This is a genomic window from Sphingobium sp. TB-6 (genome assembly GCF_012927365.1).
Classification (GTDB): Bacteria; Pseudomonadota; Alphaproteobacteria; order Sphingomonadales; family Sphingomonadaceae; genus Sphingobium.
Map to the genome: position 1 here is coordinate 1 of NZ_JABBGL010000031.1, position 15,424 is coordinate 15,424.

At 64.4% G+C, this 15,424-nt stretch carries 13 protein-coding genes and 2 pseudogenes; 10 read left to right on the forward strand and 5 right to left on the reverse strand.

All coding sequences use genetic code 11. The annotated features are described in order from the left end of the window. The first annotated feature begins 228 nt into the window (after positions 1 to 228). Positions 229 to 1,176 (forward strand): PDR/VanB family oxidoreductase, encoded by a 948-nt coding sequence (locus HHL26_RS22920; protein WP_197672747.1) that lies wholly within the window; start codon positions 229 to 231, stop codon positions 1,174 to 1,176. 6 nt (positions 1,177 to 1,182) lie between these two features. On the opposite strand, the gene HHL26_RS22925 is transcribed toward HHL26_RS22920, so the two are convergent. The 3 genes from HHL26_RS22925 to HHL26_RS22935 are packed head-to-tail and all read right to left on the reverse strand — an operon-like array spanning position 1,183 to position 5,495. Next, complete coding sequence (locus HHL26_RS22925; RefSeq protein WP_158511721.1) at positions 1,183 to 2,088, reverse strand: ribokinase; 906 nt, start codon at positions 2,086 to 2,088, stop codon at positions 1,183 to 1,185. Positions 2,089 to 2,098: 10 nt separating this feature from the next. Continuing rightward, positions 2,099 to 4,447 (reverse strand): acetamidase/formamidase family protein, encoded by a 2,349-nt coding sequence (locus HHL26_RS22930; protein ID WP_066553400.1) that lies wholly within the window; start codon positions 4,445 to 4,447, stop codon positions 2,099 to 2,101. A gap of 52 nt (positions 4,448 to 4,499) precedes the next feature. Continuing rightward, complete coding sequence (locus tag HHL26_RS22935) at positions 4,500 to 5,495, reverse strand: bile acid:sodium symporter family protein (RefSeq protein WP_066553401.1); 996 nt, start codon at positions 5,493 to 5,495, stop codon at positions 4,500 to 4,502. 213 nt (positions 5,496 to 5,708) lie between these two features. Between HHL26_RS22935 and HHL26_RS22940 the strand changes: the two genes are divergently transcribed. The 8 genes from HHL26_RS22940 to HHL26_RS22975 are packed head-to-tail and all read left to right on the forward strand — an operon-like array spanning position 5,709 to position 13,466. Next, complete coding sequence (locus HHL26_RS22940; RefSeq protein WP_066553404.1) at positions 5,709 to 6,722, forward strand: zinc-binding dehydrogenase; 1,014 nt, start codon at positions 5,709 to 5,711, stop codon at positions 6,720 to 6,722. A gap of 13 nt (positions 6,723 to 6,735) precedes the next feature. Beyond that, positions 6,736 to 7,506, forward strand: coding sequence for a dioxygenase (locus HHL26_RS22945; RefSeq protein WP_066553407.1), 771 nt, complete (start codon positions 6,736 to 6,738; stop codon positions 7,504 to 7,506). Then, positions 7,503 to 8,399 carry an isocitrate lyase/PEP mutase family protein gene (locus HHL26_RS22950; RefSeq protein WP_082748374.1) on the forward strand — a complete coding sequence of 299 codons (897 nt, stop codon included), beginning with the start codon at positions 7,503 to 7,505 and terminating at the stop codon, positions 8,397 to 8,399. Before HHL26_RS22945 ends, HHL26_RS22950 begins: the two co-directional genes overlap by 4 nt. After that, positions 8,396 to 9,982 carry a class I adenylate-forming enzyme family protein gene (locus tag HHL26_RS22955; RefSeq protein WP_066553411.1) on the forward strand — a complete coding sequence of 529 codons (1,587 nt, stop codon included), beginning with the start codon at positions 8,396 to 8,398 and terminating at the stop codon, positions 9,980 to 9,982. Before HHL26_RS22950 ends, HHL26_RS22955 begins: the two co-directional genes overlap by 4 nt. Next, on the forward strand, positions 9,979 to 11,157 hold the full coding sequence (locus HHL26_RS22960; RefSeq protein WP_066553414.1) for a thiolase family protein: 1,179 nt from the start codon (positions 9,979 to 9,981) through the stop codon (positions 11,155 to 11,157). Before HHL26_RS22955 ends, HHL26_RS22960 begins: the two co-directional genes overlap by 4 nt. 2 nt (positions 11,158 to 11,159) lie before the next feature. Further along, entirely contained in the window at positions 11,160 to 11,567 is a 408-nt protein-coding gene (locus HHL26_RS22965; RefSeq protein ID WP_066553416.1) for an OB-fold domain-containing protein, read from the forward strand. 14 nt (positions 11,568 to 11,581) lie between these two features. Continuing rightward, a complete protein-coding gene (locus tag HHL26_RS22970; RefSeq protein WP_066553418.1) occupies positions 11,582 to 12,577 on the forward strand; it encodes a quinone oxidoreductase in 996 nt (331 codons plus the stop codon). A gap of 46 nt (positions 12,578 to 12,623) precedes the next feature. Continuing rightward, positions 12,624 to 13,466, forward strand: coding sequence for an SDR family NAD(P)-dependent oxidoreductase (locus HHL26_RS22975; RefSeq protein ID WP_066553420.1), 843 nt, complete (start codon positions 12,624 to 12,626; stop codon positions 13,464 to 13,466). A gap of 381 nt (positions 13,467 to 13,847) precedes the next feature. On the opposite strand, the pseudogene HHL26_RS22980 reads toward HHL26_RS22975, so the two are convergent. After that, a pseudogene (locus HHL26_RS22980) lies at positions 13,848 to 14,159 on the reverse strand (transposase); the annotation flags it as partial. 656 nt (positions 14,160 to 14,815) lie between these two features. After that, a pseudogene (locus HHL26_RS22985) lies at positions 14,816 to 15,094 on the reverse strand (chromosome partitioning protein ParB); the annotation flags it as partial. Between the two features lie 75 nt (positions 15,095 to 15,169). Here HHL26_RS22985 and HHL26_RS22990 point away from each other — a divergent pair. Next, on the forward strand, positions 15,170 to 15,415 hold the full coding sequence (locus HHL26_RS22990) for a DUF3883 domain-containing protein (protein ID WP_066553425.1): 246 nt from the start codon (positions 15,170 to 15,172) through the stop codon (positions 15,413 to 15,415). Positions 15,416 to 15,424: the final 9 nt, after the last annotated feature.

A 15,424-nucleotide genomic window follows, 5' to 3' on the forward strand; every position in this document is an offset into this window, starting at 1 on the left:
GCATAGCCGCACCAGCCCTCTCCCCCACCTGGCCACCCATATGATACTGCCGTTGGGTGGCCGGGTGGGGGAGAGGGCTGGTGCGGTGCCCGAAATGCGCTCTTCCGCGCATTTCCAAACAGACTCTAACTGCCTCAATTCTTGAACGGTCGCGCATGCCGCCCGCCGGCCCCTTGACCTGTGGCCGCATGCTGCAAAAGGTCGATGGGCAGCGAAAGAGGTCGTACCTTGCAGGATGTTATCGAAACCGAAGTGCTCAGCACCCGGATCATTGCCCATGATGTGAAATTGATCGAATTGGGTCGTATCGGCGGCGGGCCCTTTCCTGGCTTTGCGGCGGGTGCGCATGTCGATGTGCATCTGCCCGGCGGGCTGATCCGGCAATATTCGCTGTTGAATGCGCCGTCCAGCCTGGACCGTTATGTCATTGCCGTCGCGCGGGAGGCCAACAGCCGGGGCGGTTCGGCCTTCCTGCATGATGCGCTGGTCGATGGCGACCGGCTGACCATCGGCCTGCCGCGCTGCCATTTCCCGCTGGCCGGGGATTCATCCCACAGCATATTGATCGCGGGCGGCATCGGCATCACGCCGATCTGGTGCATGGCGCAGCAACTGATGGAGAGCGGCCGGTCGTTCCAGCTGCATTATGCCGCGCGGACCAGGGGGCATGCCGCCCTGCTGGACCGGATAGCGGCGGGTGCGCCGACCGCGCTCAATACCTATTTCAATCTGGAGGGCGACCCGCTGATGGACCTGCCCGCGATTATCGCGGCCGCGCCGGAGGGCAGCCATTTCTATTGCTGCGGTCCCATGCCGTTGATCGAAGCCTATCGCGCAGCCTGCGCCCGGCTTCCTGCCGAACGCGTCCATCTGGAACAGTTCGCCGCGACCCAGGCCGCAGCAACGGACGGCGGCTATACGGTGGAACTGGCAAAAACCGGCATCAGCATCGAAGTCACCGCCGGGGAGACGATATTGGATGCGCTGGCGCGGGAAGGGATAGCGATGAGCTATTCCTGCCGGGAGGGGATCTGCGGATCGTGCGAGACGGCGGTGATCGAAGGAACGCCGGACCATCGCGACGCCATCTTGACGCAGGCGGAACGTGCCGAGGGTCGCACGATGATGATCTGCTGCTCCGGGTCGCTGACTTCCCGGCTGATCCTGGACATCTGACCGGGGTCAGGCCGCCGCCAGCAGGTCGTCCACCTCATGCCGGTAGGGGCAGGCTTCGGCCGCGCCTTCCCGGCCGACGGCGAGGGCGGCGGCGGCCCCGGCGAAGCGTATCGCGGCGCGCATGTCCAGTCCCTGCGCCAGCGCCGCGGCAAACACGCCGCAGAAACAGTCCCCCGCGCCTACCGTGTTCACTACCGGCACCTTGATCGCGGCGAAGGCTTCATGGCCTTCCGCATCGACCAGCAGACAGCCTTGTCCGCCCAGCGTCACGATGATGTGGCGGAGCTGCCCGCCCAGAAGCTGTCGTGCAAGGGCGGCAATGCCCTGTGCATCGTGGGGCATGGTCGCGGCTCCGGCGAAGGCCTGGCATTCCGTCTCGTTCAGGATCGCGATGTCGGCCAGCGCCAGCAGCGCGCGGTGGTCGACCAGTGCAGGGGCGGCGTTCAGGATGCGGATGCCCGCGCCGGGGGACAGGAACATCGCCTCTATCGCGTCCGGCCGCGCCTCGAACTGGGTCAGCGATACCCGGACCGGCGCGGTAGCCGCGCGCAGGGCTTCGGCGCCGAAGGTCATGTTGGCCCCGGCATCGACGACGATGCTATTCTCCCCGTCTTCGCTGAGAGCGATAAAGGCCCGGCCTGTAGCGCTGTCCAGGCAGGTCGCCACGCCGCTCTCATCAATGCCGTCCTCGCGGAGCAAGGCGCGCAACGACCGGCCTGCTTCATCATCGCCGACCGCGCCCAGCATTTGGACGGATGCGCCGAAACGCGCCGCCGCGACCGCCTGGTTCAGACCCTTGCCGCCTGCCCCCTCGACCACTCTGCGCGCCGTGATCGTCTCGCCCGGTAGCGGCAGCGCCGCCACCTGCATCACGATGTCCAGATTGATCCCGCCCAAAATCGCTACGGTCACTATTGGATCCTTATCCTGCCAATATGCGCTTGTCGGGCGCGAACATGTCTTTGCGGACGATGGCATGAACACCCCAATTGCCGTCGGCCACCTGGGTTATGCCAAAGTCCACGCCCACCGAAATCAGGGAAATCGCTTCATCCTCGCTAAGACCGAAAGTCCCCATCAGAAAACGGCGCACCTTGCGAAAGGCGTCGCGCATGGCGTGATCGATCGATGATTTTCGATAGATGTCGCTCTGTGCGTTACGGCCCAGTTCTTCCAGATAATTGGGATGGCTGAACCCGGAAATTACCCATTCCTCCGCCGTTTCGATCAGCGGATAATTGATGTTGGCCAATGCCCTGCCCTGAATTTGCGTGCGCTTGTGCAGGATGATCTGGAAACGGCCGGTGAGCGAGCATTCGATGGCCGTCCCGCAGGCCTCGCCATCGCCCTGGCAGGCGTGGGGATCGCCCACGGACAGCAGGGCGCCCGGTACGGCGACCGGCAGATAGACGACAGATCCCGCCCCCAACCGCCAATTGTCCAGATTGCCGCCAAAGGAGGAGGGGGGTACGGAATCGACCAGTCCGCCATGGTTCGGCGCCAGGCCGATCACGCCGAAATGCGGCCGCACGGGAATTTCGATATCTTTCAATATGCCGAAATTCTTCAGTACCGTTGAATGGTCGACGGGCACGCCGGGATAGTCGATCCGCGGATGAACCACGCCGAAGGGGTCGGTCTGCGGTGTCCAGCGATAATTATAGACGGCACGGGCGCGCCGTCCGCCACTGTCGCGATCCAGTTCATAGATGGTGATGACTTCGCGCTCGCGCGGTTCGGTCAGCATATGCTGGTAATGGAAGCCCCAGAATGCGGCGGCGTTGCTGCCGAAAGCGCTGCCGTCAAATTCGGGATTGCGACAAGGACGCGGCTCGGTCGACAGGATGCGCACTTCCAATATGTCGCCGGGCCTGGCGCCCGCGACCGCGACGGGACCGGTGCAGATATGGACGCCAAAGCCCTCTCCCGCGCCCCGGCCGCAGGCCGACGCGTCCATCGGGCCTGCGCCGCGCCGGTCCACCGCCTTGCGTTCCGCCGTCCAGTGGAACACGTCCTCCGCCCCCGGATCGCCAGCGATCATCCGGTCATAATCATCATAGGCATGGTGGGTCAGCGTCTCTATGGTGACATAGTCACCGGAACGAATGTACAGCGCGGGCTTCAGGAAGCGGCTGAAATAACCCCAATGGACCGTTTCCGACGATATCGCGAGATGATGTTCGGCGGGGGGCTGCCCTTCCAGCTGCGCGAACTGCTTCTCTATATCCTCGATATTGTGGCCCAGCGCCTCTTCCTGCCGGTCGCCGTCGACGCTGGCGGGCTTGCCGCGCAGACGGGTGCGTCCCGACGGTTCCTCGCGCGTGTAGAGATGCGGACTCTTGCGATAGTCGCGCGGCGACACGCCGAATTCGTCGCGAAAGGTGCGGCTGAAATAGGCCGGGTCGGTGAAGCCCCAGCGATAGCATATCTCCGAGATGGAAAGTTGTTCGCAGAGCGGCGAGGCCAGGTCGTCGCGGCAATGTTCCAGCCGACGCGAACGGACATAGGTGCTGAACGTCTTGTCGAACGCCTCGAACAGCTTCTGAACGTTGCGGACGGACATGCCATATTCCTGCGCGATGTCGGACAGGCCCAGTTCCGGTTCCATCAGACGGCGTTCGATGGTCTGGGAAATGCGGTGCAGCAATCCGGCGCGCCGGCCGCTGATGCCGCCCAGCATGGTCACATTGCCCTCGTTCAGGAGATTGGCGGACACGAATTCGGCCAGCACCGTCTCTATCGTCTGGAACTGGCTTGCCTCGATCGCCCCCAGCCGCGAAGACAGCGAGACCAGCATGTCGCTGAACACTTCGGCCAGCGCCGATTCGCCGGATATGAGCTGGGGCACTTCGGGTATTGGCGCCAGCATCTGCGGCGTCAGCAGGTTCCGCGGCACGCGTAGCAGAAGAGCGCGGACATCGTCCTCGAAATGCATGCGGACGGGTTTGCGCGGGGCGCCGAACAGGAAATCGCCAGACAGCATCGCTATGGGCTCATGACCCGATAGCGTGCATGTCGCGCGGCCTTCGATCAACAACAGGACCATCGCCTTGGACGCGACCATGCGCGGGATCGTGAAAGCCTGAGCGCGCGAGGAGAGATAGGCATAATCCGTATCGCCCGGACTGGTGATCGCGGCGGCGATGCCGAAAAACTGCTGACCCGGCACGATCGACACATCGTCGATCCCGATACTGTTCAGCGCCTGGCACCAGCCGTCTTGCTTGTCCTGCTGCAGATAGGCTGCGGTTGAAAAATTCCAGAGCTGCATAGCGTCCCGTTCATGTTCTCCGCCGCTCCGCTGGTCATGGCCCCGACTGTCATCAGACCCCGGCCGTTACGGCGCGCGCATTGGCGATTCCGGCAGCATAGCGAGCCGCCAATGTCGAACACACCATCAATTGTATCTGATGGAAGATCATCAGCGGCAGCACGGCAGGGCCGACCAGCGCGGTGGGGAAGATCGCGCCCGCAATCGGCACGCCCGACGCCAGGCTTTTCTTCGACCCCGCGAACAGCAGCACGATCTCCATCTCGCGCGGCAGCCCCGCCAGCCGCGCCATGGCCAGTGTCGCCCCCAGCATGACGGCCAGCAACAGGGCATCGACGATCAATATGGCGACCAGGTCCGACAGGCCGATCTTCTGCCACAGTCCCTCGACAATGGCGGCGCTGAAGGCGGTGTAGACGACCAGCAGGATGGTACTGCGGTCGGTCCGGCCGACAAGCGAGCGGTGGCGGTCGACGAACGCGCCCAGAACCGGCCGGGCCAGATGGCCGAGGATAAAGGGCAGCAGAAGCTGGAGCGCGATCTTGCCCACCGCGTCGGCGGAGATGGCGGCCCCCGCCCCCGGCATCGAGAGCAGCCAAGCCGCCAGCAGCGGCGTCAGCACGATCCCTGCCAGGTTGGAGATGGACGCGCTGCATATCGCTGCCGGGACGTTCCCTCCCGCGATGGAGGTGAAGGCCACCGACGATTGTACGGTGGATGGCACCAGTGCCAGGAAGATGAAGCCGACGACGATCGGCGGCGTGAACCAGCCCGTTCCCATATGGCCGATGGCCACGCCCAGCAGCGGGAAGATGGCAAAGGTCGACAGGAATACCAGCATATGGGTGCGGATCGCGCCGATGCCGCTCTTGATCGCGGCGGTGGAAAGTTTCGCGCCATGGAGGAAGAAGAGCAGGGCGATCCCGGCGTCAGTGACGATATCTGCCCATTCTGCCGCTTCGCCCCGCACGGGCAACAGCGTGGCGGCGCTTACGGTCGCCAGCATGGCCAGCAGGAATGGATCGATGCGTAACGAACGGACGGACATGGGGTCTCCTATGACGCTGTGCTGCGCGGACCATCTGAATAGACGCATATCCCATCGCCTGTTTAGGGCTTAACGGATCGGTTCTTGGACCCTTGTGCCTGAATAAATGGACGGAGGCGGTCGACCCGCTCGAGGCGGCTTATCATCCCCGCCGCGCAGGTTAGGAAGCGGTGACTCGCCACCTCTCCCTCTTTGTACCTGACAGGTCAGACCATGCGCGCAGCCGTGCTTCACATGACAGGATCGCCCGATGTTCTGCGCATCGAGGATGTTCCGGCGCCCGTCCCGGCGGCCGGGCAGGCGCTGGTGAAAATCGGCGCCTGCGGCGTCGCCTTCCACGATATTGTGGAGCGCAACGGCACCTATCGGCGCGACATGCACTTCCCCGTCATATTGGGCTATGAAATCGCCGGTACGGTGGTCGAGGCCGGCGCCGATGTCTCCGGCCTGAAGGTCGGCGACCGGGTCTGTACCAAGGCCTTTGCATCCTGCGGCCGGTGTCGGCTGTGCCGCACCGGCCGGGAAACCAGCTGCCGCGAGCGCAGGGCGGTGCGGGGCGGCTATGCCGAACTGGCGGCCATCGACCAGGATGCGCTGGTGCCCATTCCCGACAGCCTGTCATTCGAACAGGCGTGCATGCTGGGGCCGACCGTGGGCGTGGCGCTCAATGCCGTGCGCGACGTCGCCCGCGTCGCCATCGGGGAACGGGTGCTGGTGACGGGCGCGACCGGTGGGGTGGGTCTGGCGGCGGTGCGGATCGCCGCGCTTGCCGGCGCGACTGTCGTTGCCGTTACGCGCAAGGCGGAGGCGCGTGAGATGCTGGAACAGGCCGGCGCGGACGAAGTGGTCGTCTGGGACGGCAGCGACAATTTCGGCAAGGCGCTTCATGCCGCGGAGCGGGCCGTGGATGTCGTCATCGACACGGTCGGCAGTCGCGTGTTCGAGGCGGGCTTCGCGGCGCTCGCGGTCCATGGCCGATATGCCTTTGTCGGCCAGCTTTTCGGCGAGGAGATCAGCATCAATCCTGCCCGGATATTCTTCAAGCGCGCACAATTGCTGGGCGTGGGCAGCGTTAGCCGCGTGCAGCTGGAGGATGCCGCCGCCCTTGTCGCGCGCGGCGACCTGACCCCGCCCGTCGCCTGTACATTTCCGCTGGAGGACATCGCGCGGGCGCATCGGCTGGCGGAGTCCGGCGCATTGACCGGACGGGCCGTCATCACATTCTGAGAGGAGAGAGACAATGGATCAGCCAAGGGGCCGGCAAAGGCTGGAAGCCATCTGGGCGCTGAGCGTCGAGAAGATGAAGGAGGTCGTGCGTGAATTGCAGGTGACCCAGGATGAACTGCATGCCGCGGGCGATTTTTTCAATCGGCTGGGTCAGAGCGGTATGTGCCGCAGCCTGTTCGACGTCGCGCTGGGCATGACCTCGGTAGAGGCGACGGGCGGGGCCGATCGCGGCACGCGGCCCTGCCTGGAGGGTCCCTATCATGCCCGCCATCCCGATCGCGCCGAGGGCAGGCTGTTCGATGGCCCCTCGCCGGAAGGCATGCCGCCCCTGCTGTTGACCGGACGCGTCACTTGCGACGACACGGGGCAGCCGGTGGCGAACGCGGAACTGGATTTCTGGCAGGCCGATTCCAACGGCCTGTACGACCGGAAGGGAGATCATCTGCGTGGCCGGCTGCGCACGGATGCGCAGGGCCGTTACGCGCTGCACACGGTGCTGCCCAATGATTATTCCGAACATGACCACGATCCCATTGGCGAACTGTTCCGCGCCATGGGCCGGCACAATACGCGGGCCGCGCATATCCACTTGAAGGCGTCGGTCGAAGGGCAGGTTCTGCTGACCACGCAGATCTTCATGTCGACCAGTAGATTCCTGGACAGCGACTATGTCGAGGGAGCCGTGACGGAGGAACTGACGGTCGGCCTGGAGCAGGATGGCGCGGGCGGCTATGTCGGCCGGTTCGATGTCCAGCTCGCCATGGCGGGGGCGGTCGTGGCATGATGAGCGCACCCGCCCGATTGCGCACCTTGATGGCGCAGGGGCCGGTGTTCGCGCCGGGCGCCTGCGACGCGTTCACGGCCAGGCTGATCGACCGGTCCGGTTTCGGCGAAGCGCTCTATCTGGGCGGCAATGCACTGGGGCTGAGCCTTGCCAAGGGGCAGCCGCTGGTCACGCTGACCGAAACGGCGATGCACGCGGCCGCCATCGGGCGGACCTCGAGCCGGCCACTGGTCGTCGATGCCGGGGCGGGCTTTGGCGACGTGCCGCATGTCCATCGCACCATCGTCGAACTGGAACAGGCGGGCGTCGCGGCCATCCATATTGATGACCAGCCCTATCCCAAGAATCCTGGCTATCACCGGGGAGAGGGCGGCATTGTCGCGCCGGAGCTGATGGCCGACCGGCTGCGCGTGGCGGCGTCGGCGCGGCGCGACCCCGCGCTGACGCTGATCGCGCGCACCGACACGTTGCGCGAAGGGGCGAGCCTGGAGGAAGCCATGGCACGCGGGCGCCTTTATATGGAGGCGGGTGCCGACGCGCTGATGATCCTGGACCTGACGCCCGACCGGCTGGCGGAGGTTCGCCGGGCCATGCCGGACGTGCCGCAGGTCTGGATCGGCGGCGTCGTGCCGCCCGTCCCGTCGCGCGATGATCTGGCGCAGGCGGGTTTCGCGCTGTCGCTCTACCCCTTCAACAGCATCGCCGCGATTGCGCAGGCGGTGGGCGACCTCTGGTCGCGGGCGGCGAGCGATGGCCGGATCGCACAGGAGGACGAACTGCTGCTGCGCATGCGCCGCGAACTGGCGGAGATCGCCGGGATGGAAACTTATTGGAACATTGCCGACGATCTGGCGGGTCGTCCCCGCCGCGGCGGGACAAGGAAAACACAATGATCGCTCCTCCCAAGGGGAAGACACTGGCCACCGTCGTTGCCGAAAAGGCGACGGCAAATCCCGCGCACCCCGCCATCCTTTATGGCGAAGAGGTCATCGGCTACGGCGCGTTGCGGGATATGGTCGAACTGCGCGCGCTGGCGCTGGATGCGTCGGGCATCCGGGCGGGCGACCGCATCGGCATCCTGATCGGCAATGAGCCGGAATGGGTCGCCATGGCGCTGGCTGCCGCAGCCGTCGGAGCAACGCTGGCGCCGCTCAACACATGGTACAAGGCGGGCGAACTGGCCTGGACCATCCGCCATTGCGGCCTCAGCCTGGTGGTCGCCGCCAGCCGCTTCCTCAACGCCGATTTCGCGGCGATGCTGACAGAGATCGACCGGGAGGGATCGGCGCCTTCCCTACGCAAGCTGGTCTTTCTGGGCGATGCCGTGCCGGGGTACGAGCGTCATGACGCCTTCGTCGACCGGGGCAGGGCCGCGAAGGCGGCGGGCGTGATGCTGGACCCGGAGGCCGTCGATCCGGACAGCCCGGCCTATGTGCTCTACACCTCCGGCAGCACGGCCGAGCCGAAGGGCGTCCTGCTCAACCATCGCGGCGTGGTGGAAAACGGGTTCGAACTCGGCCAGCGCCGGGCGATCGGGCCGCAGGACCGCACATGGCTGGGTACGCCGCTCTTCTACGCGCTGGGGGCGACCAACGCGCTGCCCGCGACCTTCACCGCCGGGGCCACGCTGGTCCTTCAGGGTGCTTTCGAGGCGGGGGCCGCCATCGACATCATCGAGCGGACGGGCGCGACCGTCTATTACGGCACCGGCAATATGAGCCGCGCGATCATCGACCATCCCGCCTTCACCCGCGCGCGCATCGCGACGCTGAAAAAGGGCAATGCCGGGCTGGGCGCGGAATATAAGCGGCTGACGCTGGTGGAAATGGGCATAGAGCAGGCGGTGCCCGCTTATGGCCTGACCGAAACCTACGGCAATGCGGCGGTCGGCCGCTTCGACGATCCGCTGGAGGTCAAGATGGCGACCGACGGCGCCGCCTTGCCGGGGCAGGAGATCCGGATCGTGGACCCCGAAAGCGGCGCGCCGCTGGCGGCGGGTGAGCTGGGCCTCATTCTGGTGCGCGGCAATGTGACGTCCGGCTATCTCGACAATCCGGAGGAGACGGGCAAGGCGCTGCGCCCGGACGGCTTCTTCGACACGGGCGATTTGGGGACACTGGACGGGGAGGGACGGCTGCGTTTCCACTCGCGGCTCAAGGAAGTCATCAAGTCGGGCGGCATCAACGTGTCGCCGGTGGAGGTGGAGCAGTTGCTGACCACCCATCCCGATGTGCGCGATGCCCATGTGGTCGGTCTGGACGATCCGGTGCGCGGCCAGCTGATCGTCGCCTTCGTCGATCCCTTGCGCCCCGTTGACGAGGCGGCGTTGAAGGCCTTCGTCAAGGAACGAGCCGCTGCGTTCAAGGTGCCGCATCATGTCTTCCTGCGTAGCGAGGCGCAATTGCCGCGCCTTGCCACCGGCAAGATCGCCAAGGCGCGGCTGAAGCAGGAAGCGGCGGAGATGCTGGCGTCATGACCCTGGCGGGCAAGACGGCGGTGATCGGTGTCGGCACGTCCAGCCTGGAGCGCGATCCGGACCGATCGGTGTTGCAGATGGCCGGTGCCGCGCTGGAGCAGGCTTTGGTCGATGCGGGCCTGGAAAAGAGCGCCATCGATGGCCTGTGCGTGCAGATCGGCAGTCCGCGCGGCGCGGATTACGACACGCTGGCCCAGACATTCGGCCTTGACCTGCGCTATGCCAGCCAGACCTGGCCGCATGGCCGCTTCACCGCGACGGTGCTGACCCATGCCGCCATGGCGATAGAATCGGGACTGGCTACGCGGGTCGCCTGCATATTGGCGATGAAGAACAGCGATATCGGCCGCATCGGGGAAGCAGGCAATCCCTTCTTCTACGAACAGTTCCGGGAAAATGGCGGCCCCCATGGCGAGGAAGGCCATATCGGCATGGCGTCCCCCGTGGCGGGCGCGGCGATGGCGTTCGACCTCTATTGCCGCCGCTATGGCAAGGATCGCGAACTGCTGGCCGCCATTCCCATGGCTTTTCGCCGCCATGCAGCGCTGACGCCCGACGCGGTGATGCGTGCGCCCATGACGCTGGACGATTATCTGGCCAGCCGGCCCATCATCGATCCGTTGCGCCTGCTTGACTGCTCGCTGGTGGGGGATGGGGCAGTCTGCGTGGTGCTGAGCGCGGCGCGGCTGGCAAGCAGCCTCGCGCGACCAGTGCTGCTGACCGGGATGCAGGGCGTGCGGGCCAGTCGGGAAAGCTTCGTCTTCGCGCCCGAAGGCCTTGGCATGGCGCAGCAATCGCACCGCCGCCGCCCTCTCACGGAGACGCGCAGCCAGCCTGTGCACGCCATGGCGGGCAGCGGGCCGGAAGGCTTCGATCTGGTCGGGGTCTATGACAGCTTCGCGCCGCTGGCGCTCTACGCCCTGGAGGAGTTCGGCTTTTGCGGGCCGGGCGAAGGGCTGGACTGGATACAGGGCGGCCGGATCGAACTGGGCGGAGAACGGCCGGTCAATACGGCGGGCGGCCAACTCAGCCATGCACAGCTCAACGGCTGGGGTCAGGTGGCAGAGATAGTACGGCAGTTGCGCGGCGAGGCGCATGGCCGGCAGGTCGATGGCGCGCGCCGGGGTCTGTGGTGCAGCATAGGCGGTGATGCCATCGCGTTCGAAAGGGTCTGAGGATGACGGAAACGGTCACGCCCGTTCGCAACCGGCTGAACGAAGCTTTCTGGGAAGGGGCGGAGAGGGGACAACTGGTCCTGCCGCATTGCCATGACAGCGGCCGGGCCTTCTGGCCGCCCAGCCCGATCAGCCCCTTTACTGGTGGCGCGGTGGATTGGCGCCAATGCGATCCAGCGGGTCGGGTGGAAAGCCTGATCGTCTATCGTCGTGCCTTCCAGCAATCCTTCGCACACCTCATCCCCTACGGCATTGCACTGGTCGCGCTGGATGCCGGGCTGCGACTGATGGTCCATGTGGAAAATCCCGACGATGCCGGTGCGCCCTGCGTCGGCGCGGCCGTGACCGTCGGCTTTCGCGCCATCCTCCCGGACAGCATGCCGCTGCCCGTCATTTCCAACCCAATCTGATCGGAGAACACAGCATGCCCAGAACCGTCATCGTCGAAGAACTCGGTGCCGCCGACGCCATGAAGATCGTGGACCTCGACCCTGGCATGCCGGGGCCGGGCGAAGTCCGCATCCGCCAGACCGCCATCGGCGTCAATTTTGCGGACGTACATTATCGCCGCGGCACCGCGCCCAAGCATTCGATGGCAAAGCTGCCCATCCCCTTCACGCCGGGACTGGAAGGGGTGGGCTTTGTCGAGGCGGTGGGGGAAGGCGTGGACCAGTTCAAGGTCGGTGACCGCATAGCCTATGCCTCCGCCTCCCTGACCATCGGCGCCTATGCCGAGGTACGCCTGTTTCCGGCTGAACGCTGCTTCATCCTGCCCGACGACATTCGCGACATCGATGCGGCCGCCCTGTTATATCGCGCAATCACCGTGCAAGGGATCATCCGCCAATGCTATCCCGTCAAGGCCGGCGACTGGATATTGCTCCACGCGGCGGCGGGTGGGATCGGCACGATCCTGTCGCAATGGGCCAGCCATCTGGGCGCGTCGGTGATCGGCACGGTCAGCGCGCCGGAAAAGGCGGAACTGGCGCTGTCCAATGGTTGCGCCCATGCCATCGTCCACACGCAGGAGGATTTTGTCGCCCGCACGCTGGAAATCACTAACGGCAAGGGCGTGGACGTTTGCTTCGACGGGGTCGGTATTGCCGTGTTCGTGGATTCGCTGCGCGCCATCCGCCGCTATGGCACCATGGTGTCCTTCGGCCAGGCATCCGGGCTGGTCGATCCCATCGACCCCATCGAATTGCAGCATGAAGGGCTATACCTGACCAAGTTCAGCGGCGGCACCTATAATGACGATGTGGACGAATATCAGGCACGCGCCGCCGACGTCGTCGCCGCGATCCGTGCCGGCGTGTTCAAGCTGGGCAATCACCTGACCTACAGTCTGGAGGATGTGGTCCAGGCGCATATCGATCTGGAAACCCGCAAGACCACCGGGTCGCTCGTGCTGGTACCCTGACGGCCGCCGTCCTTCCCTTCCCCCTGACCGTTTGCTGGAGTATGACATGAAGAAGAACTGGATCGTCACAGGTGCCAGCAGCGGGCTGGGGCAGGAAATCGCGCGGCTGGCCGCCGCGCGGGGCGACGGCGTCGTCGGCACGGTGCGCAGCGCGCAGCAGGCCGCAGCGCTGGAACGGGACATTCCGGGCATCGTCGCCGTGATCGGAGACCTGACGGTTCCCGGCACGCCCCAGGCGCTGGTGCGGCAGGCGATGGACCGGCTGGGCGATATTGACATTCTGGTCAATAATGCCGGCCGGGGTTTCACCGCCGCGGTGGAGGAGGCCAGCGATGCCGAGATACGGTCGGTCTTCGAACTGAACTTCTTCGCTCAGATCGCCATGATCCAGTCCGTCCTGCCCCAGATGCGGCAGCGGCGCAGCGGCACACTCGTCAATGTCACATCCATTTCGGGGTTCAAGCCCTGGTCAGGCACGGGCATATATTGCGCCAGCAAATTCGCGATGGAGGGGCTGGGCCAGACGCTGGCGCAGGAAGTGGCCAGCATGGGCATCCGGGTGATGAACGTCCAGCCCGGCGGATTGCGGACCAATTTCAATGGCGCGTCGCTGGGTGCATCGCAGGTGATGATCGAGGATTACGACCAGACCGCCCATATCGCGCGACGGGCTCTGGCCAATGCGCATGGCAAGCAGCCCGGCAATCCCCATCTCGCCGCGACGATTGTTCTGGCGGCGCTGGATGCCGAGAAACTGCCACTCAATCTGTTGCTGGGAAGCGATGCCTATTCCATGGCGCGGAGCAGAATCAACGAACTTCTCGGTGACATGAACGGCTGGGAGGAATCGGCGGCGGCGATCGGTTTTACTGCGGAAACGGCAATATAGGTTTTTAATCTGGTCACCAAGAAACTGAAACAGGCATCATTATATTGATCCAGCTGGAGCAAGGCTGAAGGGATTTCGCGCGTGTCACGCGTGCGCAGAAACTGCAATGCGCCTTGGCGCTTTCGCGAACACGCGGTCGGCCCGCTTATTCCACACCCAGAGACGATCCTTCTCGTCCACGAACCGTCTCCAGATGGAACTGCGGAACATAGTGGTGAGGTTTCGGGGCTGTCATTTGGTGCTAGCGGTTTCGTGGCCCGCGTAGCTCCGGGGGTGGCCGATATGGCAGCGAGAAAATACGGGAGAATATCGCGCCTTACCATCGCCGCGAGGTAGGTTTGGTCGATCTTACGGCCGATCCCATCCCCTTGTTCTAACCCGCTATATCATCGCGTCGGGATATAACTTTGAGGAGCGGCCCTCCGAGGGCATCAGCCAGGCAGTGAAGCTTACTGGTAAACCCGCCCCGCGAGCGGCCAAGAGCGCGTCGATGAGTCCCCCTTTCCCGCCCGCTGCCGAAACGTGGGCGCGAACGGTGGTGCTGTCGATGCTGTAGTGGCCGCTGTCCGCCATGATCTCGGCGAGCGTCACCGCCACTGTCTCCCAGACCCTCGCTTCGCTCCATCGCCGGAACCGCCGATAGATGGTGTTCCAACTGCCGTATTTGGGCGGCACATCGCGCCACGGAGCACCGCACCGGAGCCGCTAGAGTACGCCGTTGATGATTGAGCGGTTCTGCTCGGGCGGCCTTCCTCGGCCACGGTTCTCAGGCTCCATCGGCAGCAGTCCTTTGAGAATGCGCCATCCCGCTTCGGTGAGATCGCCCCGGCTCAAATCTGCCTCCAAAAGACAGCCTTGAATCAACCCTCTTGCTCAGCGTCAACGCCTATCCCGTATCTCCACTGGACCAATGCCTTGCTGGCCCTCATGATTTTGCTTCAAATGGTCAAAAGATCGATTGAGCAGAGCGACACTAATGCTGCAACGGGATGATGATGAGCAAGAAGTGCCATTGCATTGGCGCGGGCTCTTTGGACAAATTGTCAATGCCCCTGCTGAACGACTTCCTACTCTCCAATCACGTAATCGACCGCGTGCAACCGACCAGCCCTGCAACGGCGGAAGCCATCTTGAACAACCTGATCAAGGCCTTCAGTTAGCGTCCATTCTTGTCTACTGATGTCAAGAATGATCTATAAGACACTGAAATTGCTATCAGCAAGATAAGTTTCAAACAGCAATGGATATGGGTGGATTCAGCCTCCGTGGTAGACGGGTGGTAGACGGGCGTGGTAGATTTTGCCCCATGGTGATGCGCAAAAAGAGCGCCCTGGCGAGGCGTTGGCAAACAGCATGTTTCCCGGTCTGAAGAGGACCAGCGTCCGCTTCACCTGCAACTCAGTGAGTCCGAAAGTCAGCGAAATATTCTCGGGTGACCGGCCTTCCTTCACCAGCCGGGTAAAGGTCTCCCAGCGCGTCACCTCGTCAGGATCGAGCCGGGCGATATTCTCGATCAGCGAAGCCTCCAGCGCCGCCGCATCGTCGCCTGCCTCCATGATCGCGCAGGGCAAGGGATCGACGCTCCCCTCCTCCTGCGCCACTATCAGCGCGGCATGATAGCGCCGCTTGGCCGATGGCGGCCAGTGGCGACTGCTCGCTCTCGGCAAACAGGACCAGTTGCCTCTGGCAGGGTTCGGAATGTCGTGAATATCCGTTCCTATGGGTTCGATGGCAGCGAACGGCTGCTGGAGGTCAAGACCACGCTTGGGCATGCCCGGACGCCCTTCTATCTGTCGAGCAATGAGCTCTCATTCTCGCAGGAGCGTCCCGAGGCCTTCAGGCTGCTGCGCATCTATGATTTTGCGGGGTCGGCCAAGGCTTTCGAGCTGGAGCCGCCGTTGACCGACCATGTCGGGCTGCAGCCGACGGCCTATCGGGCGAATTTCTAGACCGGAAGG

Coding starts and splice junctions, on each gene's coding strand:
- HHL26_RS22930 (WP_066553400.1), bottom strand. CDS start 4,447: ATGCAGCTCTGGAATTTTTCAACCGCAGCCTATCTGCAGCAGGACAAG.
- HHL26_RS22935 (WP_066553401.1), bottom strand. CDS start 5,495: ATGTCCGTCCGTTCGTTACGCATCGATCCATTCCTGCTGGCCATGCTG.
- HHL26_RS22940 (WP_066553404.1), top strand. CDS start 5,709: ATGCGCGCAGCCGTGCTTCACATGACAGGATCGCCCGATGTTCTGCGC.
- HHL26_RS22945 (WP_066553407.1), top strand. CDS start 6,736: ATGGATCAGCCAAGGGGCCGGCAAAGGCTGGAAGCCATCTGGGCGCTG.
- HHL26_RS22950 (WP_082748374.1), top strand. CDS start 7,503: ATGATGAGCGCACCCGCCCGATTGCGCACCTTGATGGCGCAGGGGCCG.
- HHL26_RS22955 (WP_066553411.1), top strand. CDS start 8,396: ATGATCGCTCCTCCCAAGGGGAAGACACTGGCCACCGTCGTTGCCGAA.
- HHL26_RS22960 (WP_066553414.1), top strand. CDS start 9,979: ATGACCCTGGCGGGCAAGACGGCGGTGATCGGTGTCGGCACGTCCAGC.
- HHL26_RS22965 (WP_066553416.1), top strand. CDS start 11,160: ATGACGGAAACGGTCACGCCCGTTCGCAACCGGCTGAACGAAGCTTTC.
- HHL26_RS22970 (WP_066553418.1), top strand. CDS start 11,582: ATGCCCAGAACCGTCATCGTCGAAGAACTCGGTGCCGCCGACGCCATG.
- HHL26_RS22975 (WP_066553420.1), top strand. CDS start 12,624: ATGAAGAAGAACTGGATCGTCACAGGTGCCAGCAGCGGGCTGGGGCAG.